General features: G+C 61.3%; 18 protein-coding genes and 3 pseudogenes. 10 read left to right on the top strand and 11 right to left on the bottom strand.

Annotation, left to right across the window (positions count from 1 at the left end; translation table 11 throughout):
- The first annotated feature begins 270 nt into the window (after positions 1 to 270).
- Positions 271 to 570: a hypothetical protein gene (locus NKH93_RS29315; protein ID WP_352974348.1), complete on the top strand. Its 300-nt coding sequence runs from the start codon at positions 271 to 273 to the stop codon at positions 568 to 570.
- Positions 571 to 1,023: 453 nt separating this feature from the next.
- Here the strand turns inward: NKH93_RS29315 and NKH93_RS29320 are convergent, their stop codons facing one another.
- Positions 1,024 to 1,206 carry a KTSC domain-containing protein gene (locus NKH93_RS29320; protein ID WP_352974476.1) on the bottom strand — a complete coding sequence of 61 codons (183 nt, stop codon included), beginning with the start codon at positions 1,204 to 1,206 and terminating at the stop codon, positions 1,024 to 1,026.
- A 774-nt stretch (positions 1,207 to 1,980) separates the two neighbouring features.
- On the opposite strand from NKH93_RS29320, the pseudogene NKH93_RS29325 reads away from it, so the two are divergent.
- A pseudogene (locus NKH93_RS29325) lies at positions 1,981 to 2,260 on the top strand (aminoglycoside phosphotransferase); the annotation flags it as partial.
- A gap of 200 nt (positions 2,261 to 2,460) precedes the next feature.
- On the opposite strand, the gene NKH93_RS29330 reads toward NKH93_RS29325, so the two are convergent.
- The gene (locus tag NKH93_RS29330) at positions 2,461 to 2,862 is read right to left on the bottom strand and encodes a rhodanese-like domain-containing protein (protein ID WP_352974480.1); all 402 of its coding nucleotides are present in this window, start codon (positions 2,860 to 2,862) and stop codon (positions 2,461 to 2,463) included.
- A 91-nt stretch (positions 2,863 to 2,953) separates the two neighbouring features.
- On the opposite strand from NKH93_RS29330, the gene ftrA reads away from it, so the two are divergent.
- From ftrA to NKH93_RS29350, 4 genes and pseudogenes are all read left to right on the top strand, one after another.
- Positions 2,954 to 3,931, top strand: a complete 978-nt coding sequence (ftrA, locus tag NKH93_RS29335; protein ID WP_352974353.1) for a transcriptional regulator FtrA — start codon at positions 2,954 to 2,956, stop codon at positions 3,929 to 3,931.
- A gap of 152 nt (positions 3,932 to 4,083) precedes the next feature.
- Positions 4,084 to 5,385: a glucoamylase family protein gene (locus NKH93_RS29340; RefSeq protein WP_352974356.1), complete on the top strand. Its 1,302-nt coding sequence runs from the start codon at positions 4,084 to 4,086 to the stop codon at positions 5,383 to 5,385.
- 245 nt (positions 5,386 to 5,630) lie between these two features.
- Positions 5,631 to 6,508, top strand: a pseudogene (locus tag NKH93_RS29345) (tyrosine-type recombinase/integrase).
- A gap of 1 nt (position 6,509) precedes the next feature.
- Positions 6,510 to 6,701 (top strand): annotated as a pseudogene (locus NKH93_RS29350) (transposase zinc-binding domain-containing protein); the annotation flags it as partial.
- 885 nt (positions 6,702 to 7,586) lie between these two features.
- Here NKH93_RS29350 and NKH93_RS29355 read toward each other — a convergent pair.
- Genes NKH93_RS29355 through NKH93_RS29370 form a run of 4 tightly spaced genes read right to left on the bottom strand, consistent with a single transcriptional unit; the run spans position 7,587 to position 11,924 of the window.
- The gene (locus NKH93_RS29355; protein WP_352974360.1) at positions 7,587 to 8,414 is read right to left on the bottom strand and encodes an ABC transporter permease; all 828 of its coding nucleotides are present in this window, start codon (positions 8,412 to 8,414) and stop codon (positions 7,587 to 7,589) included.
- A gap of 2 nt (positions 8,415 to 8,416) precedes the next feature.
- A complete protein-coding gene (locus NKH93_RS29360; RefSeq protein WP_352974364.1) occupies positions 8,417 to 9,697 on the bottom strand; it encodes an ABC transporter permease in 1,281 nt (426 codons plus the stop codon).
- 5 nt (positions 9,698 to 9,702) lie between these two features.
- Positions 9,703 to 10,752: an ABC transporter substrate-binding protein gene (locus tag NKH93_RS29365; RefSeq protein WP_352974369.1), complete on the bottom strand. Its 1,050-nt coding sequence runs from the start codon at positions 10,750 to 10,752 to the stop codon at positions 9,703 to 9,705.
- 5 nt (positions 10,753 to 10,757) lie between these two features.
- The gene (locus tag NKH93_RS29370; protein WP_352974486.1) at positions 10,758 to 11,924 is read right to left on the bottom strand and encodes an ABC transporter ATP-binding protein; all 1,167 of its coding nucleotides are present in this window, start codon (positions 11,922 to 11,924) and stop codon (positions 10,758 to 10,760) included.
- A 315-nt stretch (positions 11,925 to 12,239) separates the two neighbouring features.
- Here NKH93_RS29370 and NKH93_RS29375 point away from each other — a divergent pair, with 315 nt between their 5' ends.
- Positions 12,240 to 13,628, top strand: a complete 1,389-nt coding sequence (locus NKH93_RS29375; RefSeq protein WP_352974375.1) for an aminotransferase-like domain-containing protein — start codon at positions 12,240 to 12,242, stop codon at positions 13,626 to 13,628.
- 10 nt (positions 13,629 to 13,638) lie between these two features.
- A complete protein-coding gene (locus tag NKH93_RS29380; protein ID WP_352974379.1) occupies positions 13,639 to 14,889 on the top strand; it encodes an NAD(P)/FAD-dependent oxidoreductase in 1,251 nt (416 codons plus the stop codon).
- Positions 14,890 to 15,202: 313 nt separating this feature from the next.
- On the opposite strand, the gene NKH93_RS29385 is transcribed toward NKH93_RS29380, so the two are convergent.
- The 5 genes from NKH93_RS29385 to NKH93_RS29405 all read right to left on the bottom strand — a co-directional run bounded on the left by NKH93_RS29385 (position 15,203) and on the right by NKH93_RS29405 (position 22,078).
- A complete protein-coding gene (locus tag NKH93_RS29385) occupies positions 15,203 to 15,967 on the bottom strand; it encodes an SDR family oxidoreductase (RefSeq protein ID WP_352974385.1) in 765 nt (254 codons plus the stop codon).
- 11 nt (positions 15,968 to 15,978) lie between these two features.
- Complete coding sequence (locus NKH93_RS29390; protein ID WP_352974389.1) at positions 15,979 to 16,887, bottom strand: aminotransferase class IV; 909 nt, start codon at positions 16,885 to 16,887, stop codon at positions 15,979 to 15,981.
- Positions 16,888 to 16,947: 60 nt separating this feature from the next.
- Positions 16,948 to 18,762, bottom strand: coding sequence for a hydantoinase B/oxoprolinase family protein (locus tag NKH93_RS29395; RefSeq protein WP_352974392.1), 1,815 nt, complete (start codon positions 18,760 to 18,762; stop codon positions 16,948 to 16,950).
- A gap of 14 nt (positions 18,763 to 18,776) precedes the next feature.
- Entirely contained in the window at positions 18,777 to 20,879 is a 2,103-nt protein-coding gene (locus NKH93_RS29400; protein ID WP_352718720.1) for a hydantoinase/oxoprolinase family protein, read from the bottom strand.
- A gap of 83 nt (positions 20,880 to 20,962) precedes the next feature.
- Positions 20,963 to 22,078 (bottom strand): LacI family DNA-binding transcriptional regulator, encoded by a 1,116-nt coding sequence (locus NKH93_RS29405; protein WP_352824800.1) that lies wholly within the window; start codon positions 22,076 to 22,078, stop codon positions 20,963 to 20,965.
- A 464-nt stretch (positions 22,079 to 22,542) separates the two neighbouring features.
- Here NKH93_RS29405 and NKH93_RS29410 point away from each other — a divergent pair, with 464 nt between their 5' ends.
- Positions 22,543 to 23,472 (top strand): sugar ABC transporter substrate-binding protein, encoded by a 930-nt coding sequence (locus NKH93_RS29410; protein WP_352901159.1) that lies wholly within the window; start codon positions 22,543 to 22,545, stop codon positions 23,470 to 23,472.
- A 73-nt stretch (positions 23,473 to 23,545) separates the two neighbouring features.
- On the top strand, positions 23,546 to 25,084 hold the full coding sequence (locus NKH93_RS29415) for a sugar ABC transporter ATP-binding protein (protein ID WP_352974399.1): 1,539 nt from the start codon (positions 23,546 to 23,548) through the stop codon (positions 25,082 to 25,084).
- Positions 25,085 to 25,097: the final 13 nt, after the last annotated feature.

Here is a 25,097-nt window from a genome sequence, read left to right on the forward strand (position 1 = left end):
TTGTCGTGGTCGAGGTTCCGCTCGAAGTTCCGCTCGTCGTCTGGGCAAAGGAAAGCCCGGCCGACACCGCCAGCACGGCCGAAGCCAAAAGGATGCGTTTCATTTTCTTTCTCCTGTCTGAATGCGCCTGGCAAATTGAACAGGCAGACAGAAGGAGTGTTCCCCGATGAAGTTCAACTTTTGTAACTCTGGTCGTAGGTCAGCCTTAGGATGGCCGGCGAATATTAGAAGTCTCTTGAAGAAGACGCTGCCCGCACCAGAATCCATGGCATGGCTCGGGGAATAAGCATTGGTGACCAGGTGCCGATTACTGCCACGGTTCGAAGGCGGATAACAGAGGACCGCGTAAGCGTCTCTATCCGAGGTTACGACTTCCCACATTCCAGCACCGACCACACCAAGGTGAACCGAGGCCAGCAAATCGACCTGAAAGGCGAGGTCACTCGCATCGACGAGGACACCGTGACGATCGACCTCGGGCCGCTGGTCACGGTCGACCGTGACAAGGTCTGGCTAGAGAAATATCGGCCGCCAAAACGACGAAAGGCACTTGTCGATGCCCCGGATTAGAACCGACAACATCGCGACAGGCTATGAGGGCAGGCCGCATGACGGGCCGGTAGAGGACGAGTCGAAGCACTTTGTCTGCTGCCCAGTCTGCGGCCAAACGTTCGACGCGCGCGATCTTGGACAGGTGAGCCGCAGCACGAGCCGCTTCCGGTCGAGCAATAGTCCAGCTAGCTGAGCTCCGGCGGCAGACCGACGTTGAGACCCTTCAGCGCGCCACCCACGTACGTTGGATGAGAAAGGGTGCTGCGTGCACCGCGCCTTCCCCGCGCGCCGGTGTTCCACCTGGACCGCAAAAAAGTCCCGTCGCACTCCAGAACGGCGGGGCGGGGGGATGCGAGGGGTTGGGCTTGCCAAGTGACCGCGGACCGTAACCAACCCTAAGCGCAACAGCGGCAACGCGTCCACCAACCGCCGGTTGGAGCGACAGGACGATTGAGCCGCCGGCAGGTCAGGTCATCCCGCGTCGCTATCGCTCGCAACCAGATGGTAGCGGAAATTGTTGCGGATGTGGTCGTTGAAATAGCGGCCCTTGGCGAACGCGGCCGGGAACGCGGCAAAGGTTTCCGGCGGTACCCCCTCAAACTCGTACCGCTTGCCGCTGGCGACGAACCACACCGAGAGGGTCCTTCTATCCAGATCCTATTCCATCTTGCGGATCGAAGTAGATGGCATGAGCACCACAGGCCGAGGCCCGCGCCTTGCGGGGAGCGCGGGCCGATCGGGATACCGATCTGCAGCAATACCTGGAGGGGAGGATTTGCTGCGTGCACCGAACTTTCGCGGCGGTCCCGTGTTCCCAATCGAGATACACAAAAAGTTAGCTGCACCTTTCGGCATCACGCGGACGTTGGATTTCTGAGAAAGCGCGAGCGTCAATACTGACTTCTGGTGATGGAATTTTCCCGTGAGATAGGCACGCTCCACGGCGAAAGGAGTGCCCCGCCCTGACCGTCCTCGCCTACGACCTTGCCAATGATATCAAGGGGTCGTGGAAAGTCGTCTTTGTGCCTGACGAACTGCATCTGTATGTCCAATTCAGTCCGCCAGGCGCCGACACAAACCCGTTGATTGGATGAGTGTGATGATTCCTTGCATGGCGGCCGAAAGGCGCACTCCACAAGCGAGCGCGCGACAGCTTGGTTTCGTTCATCTGCAAGGCGCTGACAGCGCGATGAGACAAGGGAAAACCCGCGCCGAGATCAAGTGCGAGCGCCGCGGGTGGGCCTATTCGACGTTCCGGAGGCGCCGCGACGATGCCGCCAACCCGATAGCTAAGCTCTTATCGGTGACGTGCGCGGGCTTGGCTTTGAAGCGTCAGCGGAGCGACATTTGCACCTTTCGCTCGGTGATCGCATTTTCGATGTCGATGTCGATGTCGCTGACGTTAAGCTTTCTCACGAACTCCGCGTACGACCAGGCTGGCGTTCGTCAATCGACCTCCTGCAAGCCGAGACCGGAACCAGGATCGACCTTGCCGCGATGCCGCCCGACGGCGTTGCCCGATGTAGGGCAGCGTGGTCGCGGCTCGTCGGGCACAGGACATGTGTTGTTCATGGCGACCTAACAATGCGGCTGGTCTCGAAGAAGCCGCTCATGACATTGCCGCTCAGGCGTCAGCCGCTTGGGAAGCCGCTGTTTGTTGGAAAATGATTACGCAATCAAGCGCGTCGCCGAAGTTAGAGCCCTTTGATCGATGACTAATGGCGGAATAGCCCGATAATCGTTTGTCGCGCTCGGCAACGGGGAGTTTGACCGGCTGGGCTGGGCTCGAAGAAGGTTCTCCAGTTCGGACAGTGCAAGATGCGGCGCTCCGTTCGAACGTTGCATGCTCCACGATCAGTTCATGAAGCTGAGCGGCATCGCCTGGCGATGCAACTCGGATCGCAATGGTCACGTGTCTGAACCTTTCGCCAACTCGAAGCCTTCATCGAGCCAACCCGTAACGCCGCCAGCCATGATCTTCACCGGGCGACCGAGCTCCGCAAGGCGAAGCGCCCCACGGGCGGCACCGTTGCAGTGAGGGCCGGCGCAGTAGGTGACGAATACGGTTTGGTCGGACCAGCGCTCGAGCTTTGAGCGGACAATCTTGCCATGGGGCAAGTTGATGGCCCCGGGGACATGACCTTGGGCGAACATCGAAGGACTGCGGACATCGAGGAGGACGAAATCGGATTCGCGCGACAGCGCATCATGAACATCCCAACAGTCCGTTTCGAAGGTAAATTCGGCTGAGAAGGGTTCGCGTGCGATTTCGCTCGGAGCAGCGGGAACGGTTGTGACGGCGGAGGACAGGGTGATCTCCTTTTTGTTCTTGTTCGCTCTCCATGTGGCTGACTCAGATATCACCTTGCAATTGGCATGAATGACATACTACGGGTATATCATGCCAAACACGAACGGCCCCCTCGTTGTCGCGCTTCTCTACGATGGTCTTTGCACCTTTGAGTTCGGCATAGTCGCCGAAGTCTTCGGTTTGGCGCGACCTGAAATGGGTGAAAGCTGGTACCGGTTCGCAAGCTGCGCCATCGAGGAAGGCCCCCTTCGTGCGAATGGTGGCTTCTTGCTGACGCCGGATCATGGCATCGGATTAATCGATGAGGGCGATATTATCGTCGTTCCAGGATGGAAAGGGGTCGACGAACCTGTACCTCAAACTCTCGTTCAGCGGTTGCGTCACGCCCATGACAGAGGGGCAAGATTGGCGTCGATCTGCTCGGGTGCATTCGTGCTGGCCGCTACGGGCCTTCTCGATGGCGGAACGGCGACGACGCATTGGCGCTACGCTGATGCACTGCGCAGCCAGTATCCAAAGTTGGCCGTGGACCATGCCTCGCTCTACCGCTCGCATGGCCGCGTGTTCACGTCCGCCGGGAGTGCCGCCGGCATTGACCTTCTGATCGAGATCGTTCGCCAGGACTTTGGAGCTGATGCGGCCAACTCCGTGGCTCGAAGGCTTGTAATGCCGGCGCACCGTACCGGTGGGCAGGCGCAATTCCTTGAACGACCTGTTCCGACACGGCGTGGGTCAGAAGTTGCGCCACTGCTGGACAAGATGAGGGCTGAACTCGGCGGCGTCTGGACGCTGGAGCGAATGGCATCGGAATGCCACATGAGCTTGCGGACCTTTATACGACGCTTCACCCAAGCGACGGGATCGCCTCCAGGCGAATGGCTGGTATCCGAGCGCTTTGAGGAGGCGAAGCAGCTCCTGATTGGTCGCCATCACAGCATCGAAGAGATCGCCGCCGCCGTGGGCATGAGTTCAGCGGATACGCTGCGACATCACTTCCGCAAACGCACGGGTATCAGCCCAAAGGAATATCAAACGCAGTTCGGCCGCCCGACGCCAGCTCGATCATGATTTTGACGAATGCTCGGTCATTTATCTGTGTCCATCAACGTCCGGAAAGGGGTCGCAGAACGAAGGGGAGCACGCGTTTCGCAACTGGCGCATAGGCGATAAGACGACCAAAAAGGTGGGAAGCGCAGCCAAACCCCTCTATATCGACAGCCATGGATGCATCGAGCGACCACGTGCAGAACGACGAGCTTCTCTCGGACATCCAGCGCCTGTCCTTCGACTATTTTCTCAACGAGGCCAACCCGGCGAATGGCCTGATCGCCGACCGCAACACCCCGGGGTCACCGGCCAGCATCGCTGCCGTCGGGCTCGCCCTGTCGGCCTATCCCGTCGGTGTCGAGCGCGGTTTCATGACGCGCGCCGCCGCCGCTGAACGGACGCTCGCCACGCTTCGCTTCTTCTGGAACGCGCCGCAAGGGCCCGAAGCCGACGCAACGGGCCACAAGGGCTTCTACTACCATTTCCTCGACATTGAGACCGGCCGCCGCGTCTGGAAGTGTGAGCTGTCCACGGTCGATACGGCGCTTCTGCTTGCTGGCGTGCTGGCCGCCGGCGTCTATTTTGGCGAGGACGATGAATCCGAACTGGAAATCCGGCGGCTTGCCGATGCGCTCTACCGGCGCGCCGACTGGCGATGGGCGCAGAACGGCGGCGCCACCGTCACCCATGGCTGGCGGCCTGGAAAAGGCTTCCTGCGCTATCGCTGGCAAGGCTACGACGAAGCGGTGATCCTATATGTATTGGGCCTCGGTTCGCCAACCCATCCGTTGCCGCCCGAGAGCTATGCGGCCTGGCTATCCACCTACAAGTGGAAAAAGATCTATGGCCGGGAACTGGTTTACGCTGGTCCACTTTTCGTCCACCAGCTCTCGCATATCTGGATCGATTTTCGCGGCATCCGCGATGCTTCCATGCGCAACCACGACTGCGACTATTTCGAGAACAGCCGCGAGGCAACCTACCTGCAACGCGACTACGCCATTCGCAATCCGAAGGGCTTCAGCGGTTATGGCGAGAATTGCTGGGGCATCACCGCCAGCGACGGCCCAAGCCCGACAAAACGCCAAATGACGGTCGGTGGCCGCCGCTTCTTCGGCTATCTGGCGCGCGGTGCGCCATTCGGCCCTGATGATGGGACGTTGTCGCCGTGGGCAGCGATTACCTCATTGCCCTTTGCGCCAGAGATCGTTTTGCCGGCACTGCGCCATTTCCACGAGATCGACCTGCAAGAGGGCAACCCTTACGGCTTCACCGCAAGCTTCAATCCGACAATAGCAGCCGCCGACGGCCGGCCATGCGGTTGGGTATCGCCGGACCATGTCGGCATCAATCAGGGGCCGATCACTCTGATGATAGAGAACTACCGCTCGGGCTTCCTGTGGCGCCTGATGCGCCGCGTGCCGGCCATCATCGCGGGACTGCACCGAGCCGGTTTTTCGGGCGGTTGGCTATAACAAGTCGAAATGACAAAGCTCCCCGACTGATACCGGGACTCTTGACTGCTAGCATGCCGCATTCACTGCGAATGTCGGCTTAGAGGCGCATTGCTACTCGGCAGCATAGGGCCGATGAACGAACCCGCTGCGCGGGATGGGCGCCCGCGGTTGAGGTAGAGATCAAGAACCGATCGTTGCGCCTGCGTTGAGCGGGGTTCGGCAGGGGCAGAGCATAACAGGCTTCTTCAACAAGGAGCCTGACCATGCCTTATCCTGTTCTTGATGCACTATCAGTCCACTTCGTCAGCGGCTGATCGACGACATGAACATGCGGCGTTTCTCACGGGAGACGCAGCGCAACTATCTCCGCGACATCGGACGCCTGGCGACGTTCCTTGGGCGTTCACCAGACACAGCGACCACCGACGACCTGCGCCGGTTCCAGATCGAGCAGCAGGACGACGGCGTTCCCGTGCCGACGATGAACAGCATCGTGTCGGCGCCGCGCTTCTTCATCACGTATACGGTCACGGCTGGCGCACCCGCGCAGGCTGCCGGTGGTGCTGAGCCGCCACGAGGTCGCCCGGCTGCTCAACGCCACCACCTGCCTCAAGCACCAGGCCGCGCTGTCGGTCGCCTATGGCGCGGGCCTGCGCGTGGCGGAGGTGTCGACGCTGAAGGTCGCCGACGTCGACAGCGAGCGCATGCTGTTGCGCGTCGCGCGCGGCAAGGGCGGGCGATACCGCAACGCCATGTTGTCGGAAGACCTGCTCTTGTTGCTGCGCCAGTGGTGGAGGTCGGGCGGCAGCAGGGGGTGATGCATCGCGACGGCTGGCTGTTTCCGGGGCAGCATGCGATGAAGCCGATCAGCACGCGGCAGCTCTATCGGGTGGTCGTCGAGGCAGCGCAGGCCGCCGACATCGCCAAGCGGGTCGGGCCGCACACGCTGCGTCACAGCTTCGCCACCCACCTGCTGGAGGACGGCACCGACATCCGGATCAACCAGGTCCTGCTCGGGCATGCCAAGCTAAATAGCACCGCCTTCTATACCAAGGTTGCAACCCGCACGGTGCGCACCGTCAGGAGCCCGCTCGACAAGCTTGGCCTGTTCAAGCCGGAAGAGATCTCACCCGACGGCTGAGGTGCGCGCCTCGATCGAGGTTGCCGACGTCTTCCGCACTGCCGGGCCCGCCTACCGGGTCGCCCATGCAGGGCATCTGACACTGCAGCAGCTCAAGGTCATGTCGTCGATCGAGCACTGCCGCACTGCGGCCCTTGGCGGTCACGTGGAGGCCTGCGAGGACTGCGGCCAGTGGCGCATCGCCTACAACTCCTTGTATGGGGATTTTTCTGTCAAGTCCTTAGTGCGGCTCTCAGCAATCTTTTCCTTGAGTTTCTCGACAGCCGGCGCCTAGGCCAAAAAGCGGGCGGTCGACCACGAGAGTGAGGCGGGCGTGAACCCGGAGCGGGAACAGGGCGAGCAATTCGAGGGGAGCCTGCCTTGGGGCGCAAAGCATCGCGCCGCGACCTTGTATTCGGTTGGATCCGCAGGGGATCCCGACCATGAAGCAGTCAATGGCTTCGGCAGCAAGGCTCCGAGGGGCGGGCCCATTCTGCCGACGGCATTGGAGCCATGGAGTTGTTCGGGTCACCGCCACCTCGAATCGCTACGCGTCGACTCGTCGCGACAGTCGATCCGTCGCGGGACGACCATGTCGCGTATTCAGATCGTCTGCCGCAGCGCGACGCCCGCCGGGATTTCGCCGATGGTGACCATGCGCCAAAGCGCGATGAGCAGCTTGCGGGCGAGTACGACGATCATTGTTGTCTTGCGCACCCTTCGGGCCACCAGTCCGCGATCGGTCAGTTGATGGACCGCGCACCAGCGACCGCACCGGGCTCAATCGAATTCGTCGTTGTTCTGCCCCCAACGGCGCCATCACCCAACGTGTCAGTCGCCATCGTGTTGTCGCACCTTGCGTTCCGACTGCATCTTCTGCGACTTGGAGAGAACGTCGGCACGCGCAGCTTCTGGCATCCCAAAGCGATGGCAGACATTCAAGCAGGTGGAATTGAAGTCTCAACTGCAAAGGCGAAGATCCCGAACGGACCTTTCAATGACCGCGTCGTGCCCATCCCGTCTCTTCCGACGATCGCCGATCAGGGACCGGGGAACACTTCCATAAACTGCGGGAACATTCGAGCGGCAAGGCCATGAGTTACTCGCTCGCGCTTGGCCGACGCTGGCTGTGCCGCGTCAGAAGGTTGGCGACGACCAGGAGCACTATAGACAGCGCCATCATCAGGGTCGCGGCAGCGGTGATGGCCGGGCTCAGTTTTTCGCGCAAGCCGATGAACATTTCGAGCGGCATGGTGCGTTGGTTGGCGCTGGCCAGGAACTGCACAACGACGACCTCGTCGAACGAGGTGACGAAGGCGAAAGCGGCGCCTGACAGCACGCCGGGCAGGATCAGTGGCAGCATCACCCTGAAGAATGATGTGATGGGCCTTGCTCCGGAGATGGCTGCAGCGCGCATCAGATTACGGTCGAAGCCGGTGAGGCTCGCGCCCACCGTGACGACGACGAACGGGCTGGCGAGCGCCGTGTGCGCCAGGATGATGCCGGCATAGGTGCTGGCCAGGCCGACGCGGGCATAGAACAGATAAGAGCCGACGGCGGTGATCACCACCGGCGCGATCAGCGGCGACAACAGCAGCGGCATGACGATGCGGCGGCCGGGAAACTTTTCGTCGGAAAGCGCAATCGCTGTCAACGTGCCGAGTATCGTCGCGATCAGCGTCGTCCCGAACGCAACGATCAGGCTGTTGCCGATCGCCGATTGCCAGCGTTGGGTGCCGAGCACGACCGCGTACCAGCGCGTCGAAATCCCCTCCAGCGGAAAGATGAAGAAGGCGCCGCTGTTGAACGACAAGGAGACGGGAACGAGGATTGGCACGAGGAGGAACAGGATCACCATGCCGCACCACAGCCAGAGCAGGGTGATGCGGATTCTTTCGCCTGGCGTCGGATAGGGAGACAGCAGCATGGCTACACCAGCTTGAGACGGTCGAGGCCGAGGATGCGGGCAAAGATACCGAACAGCGTCAGGGTGAAGAGGAGCAGGATGAAGCTCAGCGCTGCCGCCATCTCCCAGTTCAGCTCGACATTGACGTAGTTGGCGATGAAATTGCTGATCAGCTGGTCGCTTGCGCCGCCGATGAGCGCCGGCGTGATGTAGTAGCCGAGGCACAGAATGAAGGTGAGCAGGCAACCGGCCATGACGCCCGGAAAAACCTGTGGAAGATAGACGCGGCGGAATGCGGTGAAGGGTTTTGCGCCGAGCGAATAGGCGGCCTTCATCTGCGAGGCCGGGATCGTGCGCATGACGCTATAGATCGGCAGCAGCGTGAACGGCAGCTGGATATGGGTCATGGCGATGATCAGGCCGATGCGGCTGTACATCAGGTCAAGCCGGTCGTCGGCAATGCCGACCCACAAAAGCAGGTCGTTGACCAAGCCGAATTTCTGCAGGAGCACGGTCCAGGCCGCGGTTCGCACCAGGATCGACGTCCAGAATGGCAGCAGCACCGCGACGATGAGGATGGCGGCGAGGCCCTTGGGTACCGAGGCGATGAGATAGGCGAGTGGGAAGCCCAGTATCAGCGTGGCCAGCGTCACCGCCGCAGCGACGAAGAATGTGCGCATGAACACCTGCAGGAAGATCGCCTGTTGCGGCGGCACTCTTTCAATGCCTCCATTGGCGTTCCAACGCAGATCAAGCGCGCTGAGCAGGTAGAACGACGTCACGCTATGGGTGCCGCTCTCGATGACCGGCCACGTGCCGGGCGCCGACCAGAACGGCACGGCTTTCATCACCTCCAGCGGCAGCCTGTCGGCAGCCTCAAGTTGGCGTACCGTCTTGAGCACCTGGCTGCGCGCACCGGGCAGGCGGGCGTTGAGGCTCTTGGCGAGTTCATATGCCGTGCCCATGGCCTGATTGTCCCTGAGGTCGGCGGCAAGGGCCAGGAAGGCGGCATCTCCTGGCAATCCCGCGCCGTTCCACCCGCGCAGCGCCTGGCTGGTCTGCGGCAAGGCATCGGCAATCGTCGGGTCATAGACGGCGCGCGATAGCAGCAAGACGATTGGGATGCCGAAGCTCAGCGCCAGGAGCACAAGCAAAGGCGCCGCCAGCGCCAGCGACCGCAGCCGATCGCCGAACTCGGCGCGCCGAAGTTTTGCCGTGACCGATTTCGCCGCCTTGGCATCGGCGGCCGACCGGTCGCGCGCGATGCGCGGCCGGTCCAGCTTCGTGGGCTCAAGCGCCGTCATTTTTCCTACTGCGCGAGCCAGGCGTTGAAGCGCTTGACCAGATCCTCGCCGTAATCGCCCCAGAATTCGGTGTCGGCGACCAGGTAAGCGTTCATATGGTCGGGCGCGTTCGGCAATTTGGGCAGCGCGCCCGGCGCGACAAAGGAAGCTGCATCGGACCGCACCGGCCCGTAAGTGATGTAGCTGGCGAGCTTGGCGTTGTTTTCCGGCTGGCTGACATAGGCAAGATATTTATAGGCCAGATCCGGATTCTTGGCGCCCTTCGGAATGGCGATCATGTCGTATTCGAGGATCTGGTTGTTCCAGACGATCTTGAATGGCGCTCCGTCCTTGTCGATCGCATTCTGGATACGGCCGTTCCAGGCGGTGGTCATCACCACTTCCTTGGATGCCAGGAGCTGCGGCGGCTGCGCGCCGGCATCCCACCAAACGATGTCTTTCTTGATGGTGTCGAGCTTCTTGAAGGCGCGGTCGACGCCTTCCGACGTGGCCAGCACCTTGTAGACATCGGCCGGCGCGACGCCATCGGCCATCAGCGCCCATTCCAGATTCTGCGCCGGGAACTTGCGCATCGCGCGCTTGCCCGGAAACTTGGTCGTGTCGAAGATGTCGAGCACCGAGGTCGGCGCCTCTTTCAGCACGTTGGGATCATAGGCGAGCACGTCGCCATAGGCGTCGAGGCCGACGCCGCAGTCGAGCGCGGAGCCTTCGAGGAATTTTTCGCGTGGCGCGATCTTGGAATAGTCGAGGCGCTCGAGAATGCCGGCGTCGCAACCTTGCAGCACGGTCGCGGTCTCGACCGTCACCAGGTCGATCGGCACGTTGCCGGTGTCGACCATGGCTTTGACCTTGCCGAGATCGCCGAGATATTCCTGCTCGACGATCTTGGCACCGGTCTCCTTGCTGAACGGCTCGAACCATGCCTTGCGCTGGGCATCCTGCCAGGCGCCGCCGCTGGCCATGATCGAAAGCTCGTCGGCGAAGGCGACATGTCCTGAGGTGATGAATGCTGTGGCTGCCGCAAAGGCGAACAGCCGGGCTCTTGTAATTTTCATTGTTGTTATTCCCCTGTTTTCGAGATGGAACCGTCCGTTCCGGCATCTGCCGGAAAGGCACGGCAGTCGTTGGGCGCGCAGGAAACCGTGACCGGTCCCCCGTTGCCCATGGTCGTTTTGGGGCCGACCTTGACGGTCAGCACCTGTCCGTTTTCCAGCCGGGCCAAAAGGCGCTGGTGGTCGCCGAGATAGATGCGGCCTTCAACCGTGGCGGCCAGCCGATTTGCTCCGATCGAGGCGGGCGCAAGCTTCAGCCGCTCCGGGCGGATAGCGACACGGCAGGCAGCGCCCTCCGCAACACCGATGGCGAGCGCCGTGACCGAACCGCCGCCGTCCAGCGCGACGCGGCACTCCTTGGCAGAGACGCGCTCGACCTTGCCGAGCAGGGTGTTGTTCTCGCCGATGAAGCTCGCGACGAACGAAGTTTGCGGCGCGTTGTAGAGATCATCCGGCGAACCGAGCTGGGCAATCCCGCCATTGTTGAAAACGGCGACGCGGTCCGACATGGTCAGCGCCTCGCTCTGGTCGTGCGTCACATAGACGATGGTGACACCGAGCATCGTGTGAAGTTGCTTGATCTCGAGCTGCATATGCTCGCGCAGCTTCTTGTCGAGCGCACCGAGCGGCTCGTCCATCAGCACCAGGCTCGGCTCGAACACCAGCGCGCGGGCAAGCGCGACGCGCTGCTGCTGGCCGCCGGAAAGCTGTGCCGGCCGCCGGTCGCCGAACTGCCGCAGCCGCACCATGTCGAGCGCGCGGCCGACGCGGGCTGCGACTTGCGTCTTGGTAATCTTGCGAACGGAGAGCGGGAAGGCGACGTTCTCCTCGACGCTCATGTGCGGAAACAGCGCGTAATTCTGGAACACCATGCCGATGTTGCGCTCGTAGGGCGGCAGCCTGTCGACCGACCGGCCTTCAAGCGCAATGACGCCGCTGGTCGGCCGTTCGAACCCTGCAAGCATGTTGAGCGTCGTCGTCTTGCCCGAACCGGAGGGTCCAAGAAGGGTAAGGAACTCGCCGCGCGCAACGCCGAGGTTCAGCCGCGATACCGCGAACGTGCGGCCGTCATAGGATTTCTCGACATCGATGAATTCGACAAATCCATGGCTGTCGGCATCGGCTGCCCGTGCAGGACCGGCGCTGTCACGCGACAGGGCTGTCGCTTCGGCCATCACGGACGCAAGTCCGTCGAGCTGCGGCAGAAGCTGCATGTCGAAACGAGGTGGTGCTTGCCGTGCATGTGTCGGTCTCGCATGACGCTGCCGCACAATGGCGGCAAACCAAACTTGTATGCTCACACAATCAATCGCTAAAGGACCATAGATGCAGACAACTTTGCCCGTCAAGCGGCTTTCTTCGGGATTGTGTGAGATTTTTCGGGCCGGATCTTGAAAATACCTGCCGGACAAGTGCTATTGTGTGGAGCATTGTCTTATGCTAGATGCGCCGATAGCCAGAGCGTCAACACACCGAAACCGCCAATCCGCATGCTTCAGGACCTGCAACTCGCCTCGGATGAAGGCCCGGTCTATCGGCGTCTTGCGGACGCTATTGCCGAACGGATCACGGCCGGCACACTTGCAGTTGGAGACCGGCTGCCGCCGCAGCGCGAGATTGCCCGCGCACTGGGCATCAATGTCACCACTGTGACGCGCGCACTGTCGACGCTCCAGCAGCGCGGCCTGCTCGAAGCGCGGCCCGGACGCGGCACAACGGTCGCGGCCCGCAATGGCGGCGAAAGGCCAGGTTTCGTGTCAGCGCCGAGCGACGACACCGGCGTCATCGATCTTTCCGTCAACAGACCTGCGACCTCGGCCTATCTCGATGCGCTTGGGCTGCTGCTGCCGCGCCTGTCGAAGGACCGGCACTATGCCACGCTTCAGGACTATCATCCGCCCGAGGGGCCGCTTTGGGCGAGGATGGCAATCGCCGAATGGATGCGGCCGGTGGCGGGAGAAGGCGATCCCGGCCGCGTGGTGCTGGCGGCGGGCGCCCAGCATGGGCTGGATTGCGTGCTTGGCGCGGTGACCAGGCAGGGCGAGGTCGTGCTCGCCGACGAAGTGACCTATCAGGGCATCAACGCGCTGTGCCGTGTGCATGGGCTCGACCTCAGAGGCGTGGCGATGGACCGTGGCGGCATGCGGGCCGACGCGTTCGATGCGGCCTGCGCGCAGCTCCGCCCACGCGCGGTCTTCCTGGTGCCGACCCTGCACAACCCGACGACCATCACGCTATCCGAAGAGCGCCGGCACGAGCTGGTAGCTGTCGCCCGCCGCCACAACGTCCTCATCATAGAAGATGACGTCTACCGCCCCCTGGCAGACAATCCGCCGCCATCGCTTGCTAGCCTCGAGCCCGAACTGACGATCCATATCGGCGCCATGTCGAAATGCCTTGCCCCAGGACTGCGCCTCGGTTTTGTGATCGCGCCACGCGCCGTAGCCGGCCAGGTCGCAGCGGCGTTGCGCATCAACTGCTGGAGCATCAGTCCCTTGACGGCGCTGATCGGCGCGCGGCTGATAGAAGAGGGCCTGGCGGCGCGCATCATAGAAACGCAGAAGCAGGAGCTGCGCCAGCGCCAGGCCATCCTCACTGAAATCCTCGGCCGCTACGATGTCCAGAACCACCCAACCTCGACCCACGCCTGGCTGCGCCTTCCGGAGCCGTGGCGGGGTGCGGGTTTCGCTCGCACCTGCCTGGAACGTGGCGTTGCCGTACTCCCGGGTGATGCCTTCGCCGTTGGGCGCGAGCCGGTACAGCACGGCGTGCGTATCAATGTCGGCGCCGCGCGCTCGCTCGACGATCTGCGCACGGCCCTGAACTCGATGGCCGAACTGTTATCTGCCGGCCATCTTCAATTGCCTGGCTTCGTCTAGGAATTTAAAGATGGCAGCGTCGGAAACGGTCGAAATCGCCATCGTCGGTGCCGGCGTTGTCGGACTGGCAACTGCACTCCGGCTCGCAGCTGAGGGTTGCGAAGTCCTGCTCATCGACCCCAACGAGCCGGGCTCCGGCGCCTCGTTCGGCAATGCCGGAACGATTGCCGAATATGCCTGCATGCCGGTCGGCAATCCGGCTCTGCTGCGCGCACTGCCAAAGCTGCTTCTCGATCCCGACAGCCCGTTTTCGCTGCGCTGGCCGGCCCTGTTCCAGTTGGCGCCGTGGCTGGTCAGCTTTGTCAGACAATCGTTGCCGGCGGCCACTCGTGCCAATGCGCTGGCGCTGGCCGGACTGCTGGCTGACGCCTTGCCGGCCTGGGAGGAAATGGCAAAAGAAGCCGACATGGCCGACCTGCTGCGCCGGAATGGCTGTCTCTACCTCTATCGCGGCGAAAGCGATTTTGCCGCCGCCGCCGGAGGCAGGGCGCTGCGCGCCGGGTTTGGTGTCCATCAGGAGGTGCTGACGCCGCAAGAGATAGCAGCACTTGAGCCGGGCCTGGCGGCGACCGGGACGTGTGGCTTGTATTTTCCAAACTCGATTCACGTCACCGATCCGGCAACGGTGATGCGGCGGCTGCTCGGTGCCGCGACCGCCCGGGGTGCCTGGGTGAGGCAAACTGATGTGACCGGGCTGCAGGTTGAGACCGGCGGTGTTCGGCTCAGTGGCTCGGGTTTTCAGATCAAGGCGAACACGGTGGTTATCGCCGCGGGCGCGCAATCGCGGGCGTTGGCCATGCAGGCCGGTGACAGGATTCCGCTCGAGACCGAACGCGGCTATCACCTGGAATTCCCGACCGATGCGCCGCTGCTCAACCGGCCGGTCTGTCCCGTCGATCTCGGTTTCTACATGACGCCGATGGCCGGCCGGCTGCGTGTCGCCGGAACCGTCGAACTCGGCGGCCTTGCCGCGCCGCCCAATCCGCGCCGGCTGGCGCTGCTTGATCGCGGTGTCAGGCAGTTCTTTCCACAACTCGGCAAGCCTTCTTCCGAATGGCTCGGCTTCCGGCCCTCACTCCCCGATTCGCGGCCGGTCATCGGCCGCTCGCGCGGCAGCGCAAGAGTGATTCATGCCTTCGGCCACGGCCATCTCGGCCTGACGCTGGCGCCGATCACGGCGCGCCTGATCGCCGACCTCATTGCCGGACGTGGCGATCTCGCGCGCATAGCTCCCTTTGCGGTGGACAGGTTCGGCGCCTGAAGGCAACGTCGCTCGGGTTTGGAGGTGGGAGAGTGAATTTTCTGCCTTGGCAATGGCATGATAGGCAAGGGGATTGATTGATCGCCAGTCGTCGTCGCTGGAGCCTGGAAAGTGCTTGCTGTCGCTGCGACACGCCCGCTTTGAACGTCGCGGCTGTAGGCCGCCAGAGCAGCCTCATGTGATAACAATGACCCTCACGACGGATAGCACACTGAGTTCCGTCGAGAGTGTTTCCTGCATGGGAATCCGCGTCCACATGGATGATGGAGAAGCGAAGGAAAAAACATGCTCTCGCTGGGGCAGCGCCAGGCGTTCACACCGTCACTGTGATGCCGCCGTCCACATAGAGCGTGTGGCCGTTGACGAATGAAGAGGCGTCGCTGGCAAGAAACACTGCAGCCCCGATGAGTTCTTCAACATTACCCCATCGACCGGCCGGCGTGCGCCCTTCCAGCCACGTGGAGAACTCGCGGTCCCGAACGAGTGCCTCGTTGAGCGGCGTCTTGAAATAGCCTGGCGCGATGGCATTGACCTGCAAACCATGCTTTGCCCAATCCGCACACATGCCTCTGGTTAGATTTCTAACCGCCCCTTTTGTCGCCGTGTAGGGCGCGATGCCCGGACGAGCCAATTCGCTCTGAACAGAGCCGATGTTGATGATCTTCCCGCGGCCGCGGCTAATCATGCCTTTGGCCACGGCTTTGCTCATATAGAAAATGCTGGAAAGATTGGTTCGAAGAAGATCGTCCCACTTGTATTCCGGAAAATTCTCCAATGCTGATCGATGCTGCATACCGGCATTGTTGATAAGAATGTCGATCGGACCGATCGAGGTCTCAACCCACTCGACCCCTCGTTGCGCCGACAGGGCGTCTGTGACGTCGAAGGCTGCGACCTCTACCGACAGACCTTTTTTGACCAGATCGGTGGCGGCTTCCTTCAACAGCTGTTCACGGCGACCGTTCAGGACAACCAGGGCACCACACTCGGCCAGACCACGGGCAAGCGCCAGGCCAATGCCCTGGCCCGAGCCCGTAATCAGGGCAACCTTACCGTTGAGGTCGAAAAGCCATCGCATCTGCATTTCGATTAGGAAGCGTAAGACACTGGCGTCGCGTGCCAGCCGTCCTTCCGCTTGTCCCAAAAGGCTGTTCTCAGCCGCGCGGAAATCGGACCCGGCCGGTCGTTCCCCAGGATCCTTTTTCCCAGGCGGCTCACCGGCATGATGCCGCCGGCGGTTGTCGAGAAAAAGATTTCGTCGGCAGCTTCGAATTCGCTACGCGAGATATCCCGGACCTCACAGCGAATTCCAAATTCGTCGCAGAGTTCCAGGACTGTTCTTCGAGTGATGCCTTCGAGCGCACCGTGTTTCGGCGTGATGACCTTGCCATCGATGACGGCGAAGACATTGAAGCCCGGTCCTTCCGTCACGTTTCCATCGCGATCCAGTAAAATGCAGGTCTCGGCGCCTTGATCGTGCGCCTCGAAATTCCCGCGTGTCAGGTCGCCCCAGTGGAAATTCTTGATCGTCGGGTCGACTGATTCCGGCGCAATCCGTTGGGGCGACGCGATCATTGCGTGCACGCCGCGTTCCTGCTGCTCTGGGGTGAACACCCACACCCAAGGCATGACATGGCAAATCAAATAGCTGCGGCCGTTTATGGGATGAAGGGGCACGCCGCGCGGCGGGCGGGAGCGGACACAGTCCATCGCCACATAGGCCTCGCGCAAGCCGGTGCGCCGCACCAGTTCGGCGAGAATATTCTTGATCTCTTCGTCGCTTTCCTTCGGGTTCATCCGCAACTTCGTCATCGAGGTGCGAAAGCGTTTGACATGATCGTCAAGCCGGAAGAATGCGCCGTAGTAGACGCCCGCGACATCATAGGTAACGTCGGACCGGCGGTAACCCCACTCGGTGATGCCGAGCTTGGCATCCTTGAGAGGCATGAATTCACCATCAATGTAGGCCGCGCCAGCGGACCAATCGACGTCTGTCATCGTAGTTCTCCTTGATCTGAATCGTGCCCGCTGTCGGGCAGCCTGACAAAAAAATCCGGGCTAAACGGCCACCGCCAGTTCGCTCCGGCCGGCGCGCAGGATGCGTGTTTGGACGATGTCCAATTCAAGATTGTCGTCTTCGGGAGACCCCTTGACGGCTACTCCGTAGATGTCTCGTGCGCGCTGCACGCTGATCCACCCTTCGGCGAGATCGTGTAGCACCCGCGCCGCATCGCGTTCCCGGGGCGAGCCATATCCACCGCCGCCTGCGGAGTGAGAGACCATGCGCTCACCCGGCTGCAGAGTGACCCCGTAGCAGGGGGGAAGATCGACGACCGAACCATCAGCCTTGCGCATTGCCGCCCTGGACACACCGCCGGCGCCACCGCCGCGGGCGCCTGCGGCAGGCGTGATGGTACCATCGGCGGTGTAGAGGACGGTCAGGGAGTTTCCGCCCCACGGGCCGTACTCGCTATAGACCGACGGCGCGCCGCGAAACGTGCCTGCCCCCTCGGTGTCGCCGAGGATATGGCGATCCTGGATGATGATTGGATGATGGAGCTCGTCGACTTCAACGCTGTCGATATGGCACATCCCCGCATTGCCGGCATGGATCATGGTGAGGAAGCCGTCGGTGACCGGCGTGCCGGCGCCACCACTGATGCCGATATGGACCTGATTGATGAAGGGCTCGTCATTGTTGTAGGGATCGCGCCCGGAGATGACGCCCATTCCTGGCGGTTGGATCGGGCCGGTCGTTGCTTGCCCGAAGCCAGCCGAAAGCTCGGCGATCGCCCGCTGCACCGGATTGGTGACGTGGTCGGCGAGATTGGTGGTCGCCACCGAGCACGAGGCCGGATGCCTCGGTATGCCGACACAACAATTTTCGCGAACCCGAATCTCAATGCGTCGAAAGCTGCCCGCATTGGCGGTAACATGATGATCGAGTATGCCGTTGAAAATCCCGATCATCGCCGCGCTCTTGGCGGTTGCCTCCGTGAGATTGAGGCCGCAGGGCTGGCAATCGGGATTGTCGCGCAGATCGACGATGATCCTGGCCTGGGCCGTATCGACTTCAACGTCCACCTTGACGGGAATGCCGTGCGGGATGCCGGGGAAGGGGTCGTGAGCGGACTCCAGGACGACACGTCCCGAAGACAACCTCCTGATTGCCTCGATCATCTTTTGTTCGGAATAGTCGAACCAGCGGGCGGCGTAGCCCTCAAGCATGTGCCAGCCGATCTCGCGGCCAAGGTTGAGCAGTTCGCGCTCGCCGATGCGGACGGATCCAAGGCTCGCAAGGAAATCACCCCACCATTGGTCCGGGACCCGGATACGGGCCTGGCACATGCGCACGATGTCGTGGTTGGTCTCGTAGTCTTCCTGAATCTTCGTCGCCGAAAAGATCAGCGCGCCCTCTTCGTACAAATCCTTGACGTCAGCGAGATAGCTGGATGGACGGGAATTGCCGCAGTCCGCCTGATGTGCCTTGGCCAGGACGAAGAAGCGCAGGATGCCCTCATCGTCGATGACCGGGACGATCATGCAGTGGTCGGCCGCGTGCGAGTTTCCCTCATACGGGCTGTTGTGGAGGAAGCAGTCGCCGCGCTTGAGCACCGGATGGTGCTTGAGCACCGCCTGGCACATCAAATCAGGGCCGATGAGCGTGTGGTTCGGCAAGCTCTCCGCCGCCGCCAGCAGCTTGCAGTCGGCGGTCAGAACGACACACGAGAAATCATGGGCCGTGTTGAGGATCCCGGAGCGGGCGGTTCGGAAAAGAGTGTTCTGCATCTTGCGGGCGATGGTTTCCATGCGGCTGGAAATCATCGCCATCTGAACGCCGTCCGGCGCCTTCTTCAAAATTTGCTCAGACATGGGAAAGCGCCTCCTTAGAATGTCACACGCAGGCCACCGCTGGCCGTGCGTTCTGCGACTGTGCCCGGATCGACCACGACGGTCGTGAACGATGATTCGATGATGGCGGGGCCGGCAACTGGTTCGCCCGGCTGCATGGCTTCGTAGCGATGAACCGAGACGTCGCTCCAGCCGAGTTCGGAGAAGTAGACCGGTCGCCTTGCGCGACCACCGGCAAAATCGCCTTCGGGGGGGATCGTGCCGGCGGCCCGATCGGTCAGTCTGCATCTGACCTTGGCGCGCCATGTCACGAATTCGACATTGGAATTGCGATCGCTGATCTCGAAAATACGCTGGTGGGTGTCATGGAAGGCATCCGAGACCTGCTTCAAATCGCCGTCGCTCTTCACCTGATCAAGCGGGAGAGGAACGTCGATTTCCCAGATCTGATGCGGATACCGCGCCTCTACGGAATACTCGATGTGGTAGTCGAGAGCCCCGGCGCCGGGCCCTTCCGCGAACTCAAGGCATCGCTTCCTCAGCTCTGCCAGAACCTCGTTGATCTTGTCGCCCGCAAATCTGTCGCTGGTCGTAAATTGCAGTTGCGCATAGTCCGACGAAAGCTCCGACATCAAGGCCCCGGCCGCGCTCATGACCGCACCTGCTTCGGGGATGAGGACACCAGCGCATTGAAGGCGCCTGGCAACTGCGACCGCATTAAGTCCGGCGGCACCGCCGCCGCCGATCATGACGGCCGAGGTGGGATCGATACCCTGATTGACCGTGATCTCCTCGATCGCTCCGACCATCTTTTCGGTTGAAAGCCTCAATACAGCGGCAGCGGCTTCCTCAACCTTGATGCCGAGCGGTTCGGCGACTTTCAGACGCAATTGCCGGGTCGCGCCCTCCCGGTCGAGGACCATGGCGCCGCCCAGGAAGAAGTCCGGGTCGATATAGCCCAGGATCAAGGCGCAGTCCGTGACGGTGGGCTCGGTTCCTCTGCGGCCGTAAGCGACCGGCCCCGGCGTCGAGCCCGCGCTCTGCGGACCGACCTGCAGAATTCCGCCATTGTCGACCCATGCGATCGAGCCACCTCCGGCGCCGATGCTCTTGATATCGACAGATGGAAAGCCGGTCATATGGCCGCGCGTGCGCTGGCCAATCCATGTTTCGCGGCTCCAGGGGATGCGCCCGTCACGCACCAGGCTGACGTCAAAGGTTGTTCCACCCGTGTCCGCGACAATCGCGATGGCGTTGCCAAAATCGCGCTCTGCGTAGTAGCGGCCGGCGACGGGCGCCATCGCCGGTCCAGAATTGATCGAGTGGATTGGAGCGCGTGCAACTGCCGAGGCATCCATGATGCCGCCACTTGAGGTAACCATCAGTGTCCGGCCGTTGAAACCGGCGTCCTGCAGCCGGTTGGTCAAGCCATCGAGATACTTGAACATCAGCGGCTTCAGCGATGCATCGATGACGGTCGCGGAAGCTCGGCGATATTCGCGCAGGGTTGGATTGAGCTGGTGCGAGAGCGTGTATGGAACGTCAGGCAGATGCTCCTTCAGCAGGTCTCCGATACGTCGCTCGTGAGCCGAGTTGACGACAGACCACAGAAGGCAAACGCCAACCGCTTCAATTTTCAGAGCCTCCAGTTTTTTGATTGTCGTGATGAAGTCGGCTTCGTTCAAATCCTCGACGATGTTGCCGCGCGCATCGACGCGCTCATTGACTTCGAACGTATATCGCCGAGGCACATAGGGCTCAGGGTAGGCGACCGTGAAGTTGAACGGTTCAATACGCCCGCCCTCGCGCATGACCAGGATATCGCGATGACCTTTGGTCGTGATGAAGGCTGTTTTCGCCGTCTTGCCGGTGATGATCGCATTGATGGCCCGGGTGGTGCCGTGCACGAACATGGCGCCGCGGCTGAGGAAATCCCCGAGGCCTAGTCGATAGTGCCTAGCTGCGAGATCCAAGGCATCGAGCACGCCGCGCACCGGGTCGTCAGGTGTCGTCGACGCTTTGAACAGCCTGATCTCGTTGCCATCTTCAACGACGAGGTCGGTGAAAGTACCACCGGTGTCGCACGCCATCCTGATATGATTTGCGCTGGGTTTGATCTCGGTGGCGTGGGTATCCATAAGGCAAGCCTCTTTCGTGCCGGCGCGGATGCATCCGGCCGGATATTCTGGGGTTGTTGGAAGAAGGGCGCTGTTTGGGACTGCTATTCCAAGTGTCGTTTGCCGACACGCGTGGCGGCATCTTCCTGTGGCGGCGCACATGTGTCTCGAATGACGAGTTCGGGCAGGAAGACCGTGTCGGAGCCGGCGTTGGCCGGCGCCGCATTCGGTTTGAGAACACGCTCGACGGCTGCGCTGGCCATCGCCTCGATAGGCTGACGTATGGTCGTCAGTGCGGGAAATGAGAGCTGGCTGATCCAGGCATCGTCCACGCCAATAATCGACATGTCCTTTGGAACGGCAATGCCGGCGGAACGGAAAGTCGCAAGCAACCCCAGCGCGATCATGTCGTTGAACGCGATAATGGCTGTGGGCCTGGGCGACAGCGCCGCCACATCGGAAGCGGCATCGCGACCGACCTCGACCATCTGGGCGTCTGCGACATCAAGTGCGCTCTGGTGACGCTCGAGCACCACTGCCTGGCTGTCATCGAGCTCGTGATCTCTCATCGCTTTCTTGAAGCCGGACAACCTCATCACCCGGCTGTGGGTGATGAGGGGATCCGTGACATACGCAATCCGCCGATGACCGAGAGCAAACAGATGTTCCACGGCAATCCCGATTGCAGCCTCGTGATCGAGATTGACCGTATCGAGCCGAGCAAGCTTCAAATCGAGCCTGTTGGCGTCCACGGCCACGATCGAGAGGTCGCTCCAGGCCGAGTAATAACCCCGCCTGGTGTTCAGGGGCGCGATCGTGATGAGGTCCGCAACGCCTACGGCGGCCAGATTGTCGAGAAACTCCTTCTCGAGCTTCGGATCGCGCATGGTGTTGCACAGGTGAACCCGGTAACCCGCCTTCACTGCGGCCTGCTCGATCGAGAACACCATCTGCCCGTTGAAGGGATTAACGATGCTCGGCACGACAAGGGCGATTACACGGGCCTTACCGGTCTTTAATTGGCGCGCTGCCTGGTTCGGTCGGAAATCAAGCTCAGCAATTGCCGTCGCAATGCGCGTCCTGGTCTCCGTCCCGAGCCGGTGGAATCGATTGTTCATGTAGTTCGAGACGCTGCTCACGGATACGCTCGCCGCTTTCGCGACGTCCTGAATGGTGGCGCGGTCCGCGGCATCTGTGGGCGATCCACTTTTCGGCGGCATGTCGTTCAAATCTCCCAAGGTCCCAGAGACCCTCATTCTACAACTCCCGCAGGAGAACAAAACCTCGATGGTCGCGAGTCCAGCTCCGCCGTTGTGCGGTCGAGCAAGTTGGTAAAACGGTACACTAAAAATTCTCCCTGTCAATCGATCGCCGATCTGGCGACGTCGCCTATCATGTCGTCGATATCCCGGGTTTTGGCGAGATAGCTCGACTCTGATGAAGGCAAACACGTCAAATGGGAGTTGACAGGTGAAAAAAAGCAGGTGTATCGTTTTACCAACTGTAGCAAGCCGAAGAGCTTCGCAGCAGGCTTAACGGCGCTGAACACGTCTCGCTTGGGGCAACGCCACGCCTGAAACTTGCACGATCGTTTTCTTGTGATGCTGCCGCTAGTCCGACGGGTACCGGGGCGAAGTCGGCAATACAAAGCTTTCCATCATCAAAAAACCGACGGAGACGGAACATGAAAAAGTTTTTGCTGGCCGCCGCATGTCTAACGTTGCTCGGCGTCCCTGCTCAGGCCGAAACAATCGGCTTCAGCATGCAGCGGTTCGACGACAATTTTCTCGCGATTCTTCGCAGTGGCCTGGAGGCGCACGCCAAAGACCTTGGGAACGTGACGTTGCTGATCGAGGATGCGCAGGGCGATATCGCCCGGCAGCAAAGCCAGATCGAAAACTTCATTGCCGCCAAGGTCGACGGCATGATCGTGATCCCGGTAGAGGCCGATGCCGGCGTCGCAATGTCCAAGACCGCCGACAAGGCCGGAATTCCCCTGGTCTTCGCCAACAATCAGCCTTCCAACGTCGATCAGCTGCCGGAGAAGCAGGCTTTCGTCGGCTCTGACCAGATCCAGGCAGGCAGCCTGGAGGCGAAAGAGGTGTGTCGCCTGCTGGGCGGCAAGGGCAAAGCCGTCATTCTGATGGGCGAACTCGGAACCCTGGTTGCGCGTGGCCGCACCGAGGCGGTGCACGAGGTCTTCAAGTCCGATGACTGCAAGGGCATCGAGATCGTCGAAGAGCAGACGGCCACCTGGTCACGCACGCAGGCGCTCGACCTGACCACAAACTGGCTGTCGGCGGGTCTCAACTTCAATGCCGTCATCGCAAACAACGACGAGATGGCGCTGGGTGCGCTTCAGGCCATCAAGGCAAGTGGCGGATCAACCGGCGACTACGTCGTTGCCGGCATCGATGCAACGCAGGACGCCTTGACAGCCATGAAGTCAGGCGACCTCAAGGTGACCGTTTTCCAGGACGCGATCAGCCAGGGAAAAGGCGCGCTCGACACGGTTCTGAAGCTGGCCCGAGGCGAGAAGACCGACAAGAAGGTCTTCACCACGCTCGAACTCGTCACCAAGGACAATATGGACAAGTACCTGAAAAGGAACTGACCGCCAGCATCGCGCGCCGGTCATTGATCGGCGCGCGGACTGTTCCGTTCGATCTGGATTTGGGACGACTTCGATGCAGACCACAGTCGCCGCTACGCCAATCCCACCTGGTCTTGAGGACAAGCGTCAGCCCTGCCTGCTGAGCGTGACCGGAATCAGCAAGTCGTTTCCGGGCGTGGTGGCTCTCGACGACGTGAGCTTTCAACTCAGGCGGGGTACCGTCCATGCGCTGATGGGCGAGAACGGCGCCGGCAAATCCACGCTGATGAAAATCCTGGCGGGGATATACCAACCCGATGCAGGAGAAATCTTCCTCGACGGCATTTCCGCCCAGTTCAAGACCCCGCTCGACGCGCTGACACAGGGTGTCGGGATGATCCATCAGGAATTGAACCTGATGCCCTCGATGACGGTCGCGGAGAACATCTGGATCGGCCGAGAGCCACGCAATCGATTTGGGATCGTCGATCATCGGCGCATGAATCGCCTATCGCGCGATCTTCTCGCGGAGCTGAAGATCAGCCTGGATCCGGAGGCGGAAGTTCGCCATCTGTCGATTGCCAGCAGGCAGATGGTGGAAATCGCCAAGGCGGTTTCCTATCGCTCGCGTGTCCTGATCATGGATGAGCCCACCTCGGCACTGACAGAGCGCGAGTCGGCCCATCTCTTCGAGATAATCGGGGATTTGAGAAAGCAGGGCATCGGCATCGTCTACATCTCGCACAAGATGCACGAGATCTTCGAAATATCGGACGAGATCTCCGTTTTTCGTGACGGCAAATATATCGGCACCCATGCGGCAGCAGCCACCAGCCGGGACGAGATCATCCACATGATGGTCGGCAGAGACATCTCGACGCTGTTTCCGAAAGAGAACGTGCCGACCGATGATGTCTTGCTTTCGGTTCGGGACCTGACTTTGCGCGGCGTCTTCTCGGGCGTCTCTTTCGATCTGCGGGCGGGCGAGATATTGGGCCTCGCCGGTCTGATTGGGTCGGGGCGGTCCAATGTTGCCGAAACCATCTTCGGGGTGACACCCGCCACCAGCGGCGAGATACGGATAAGGGGGCAACGCGTCGATCTGAGATCGCCACGCGATGCGATCGCCAACGGAATGGCCTTCCTGACAGAAGACAGAAAACAAAGCGGCTGTTTTCTCGTCCTGGACATTCTCGAGAACATGCAGATTGCCGCTCTTCAAAGCCAATTCGTCAATGCCGGTTTCGTGCACGGCAAGGCGATTGCCGCGGCATGCCGCGAGATGAGCAGGACGTTGCGCGTCAAAAGCTCAGGTATCCACACCACGGTCGAAAATCTCTCCGGCGGCAACCAGCAGAAGGTGCTGATCGGACGCTGGCTTTTGACCAGACCGGGCATCCTCATCCTCGACGAGCCGACACGCGGCATCGACGTTGCCGCCAAGGCCGAGATCCACGCTCTGGTCTCAGCGCTCGCCAGCGCGGGCGCCGGCGTCATTCTGATTTCCTCGGAGATGCCGGAGATCCTCGGAATGAGTGACCGCATCATGGTGATGCATGAAGGCAAGATCACCGGCGTTCTGTACCGCGATGAGGCGACGCAGGTCAAAATAATGGAACTCGCTTCGAAGTAGGCGAGGAAAGAGG

Origin of the sequence: Mesorhizobium sp. M0954, assembly GCF_040319155.1 — a bacterium.
Lineage (GTDB): Bacteria > Pseudomonadota > Alphaproteobacteria > Rhizobiales > Rhizobiaceae > Mesorhizobium.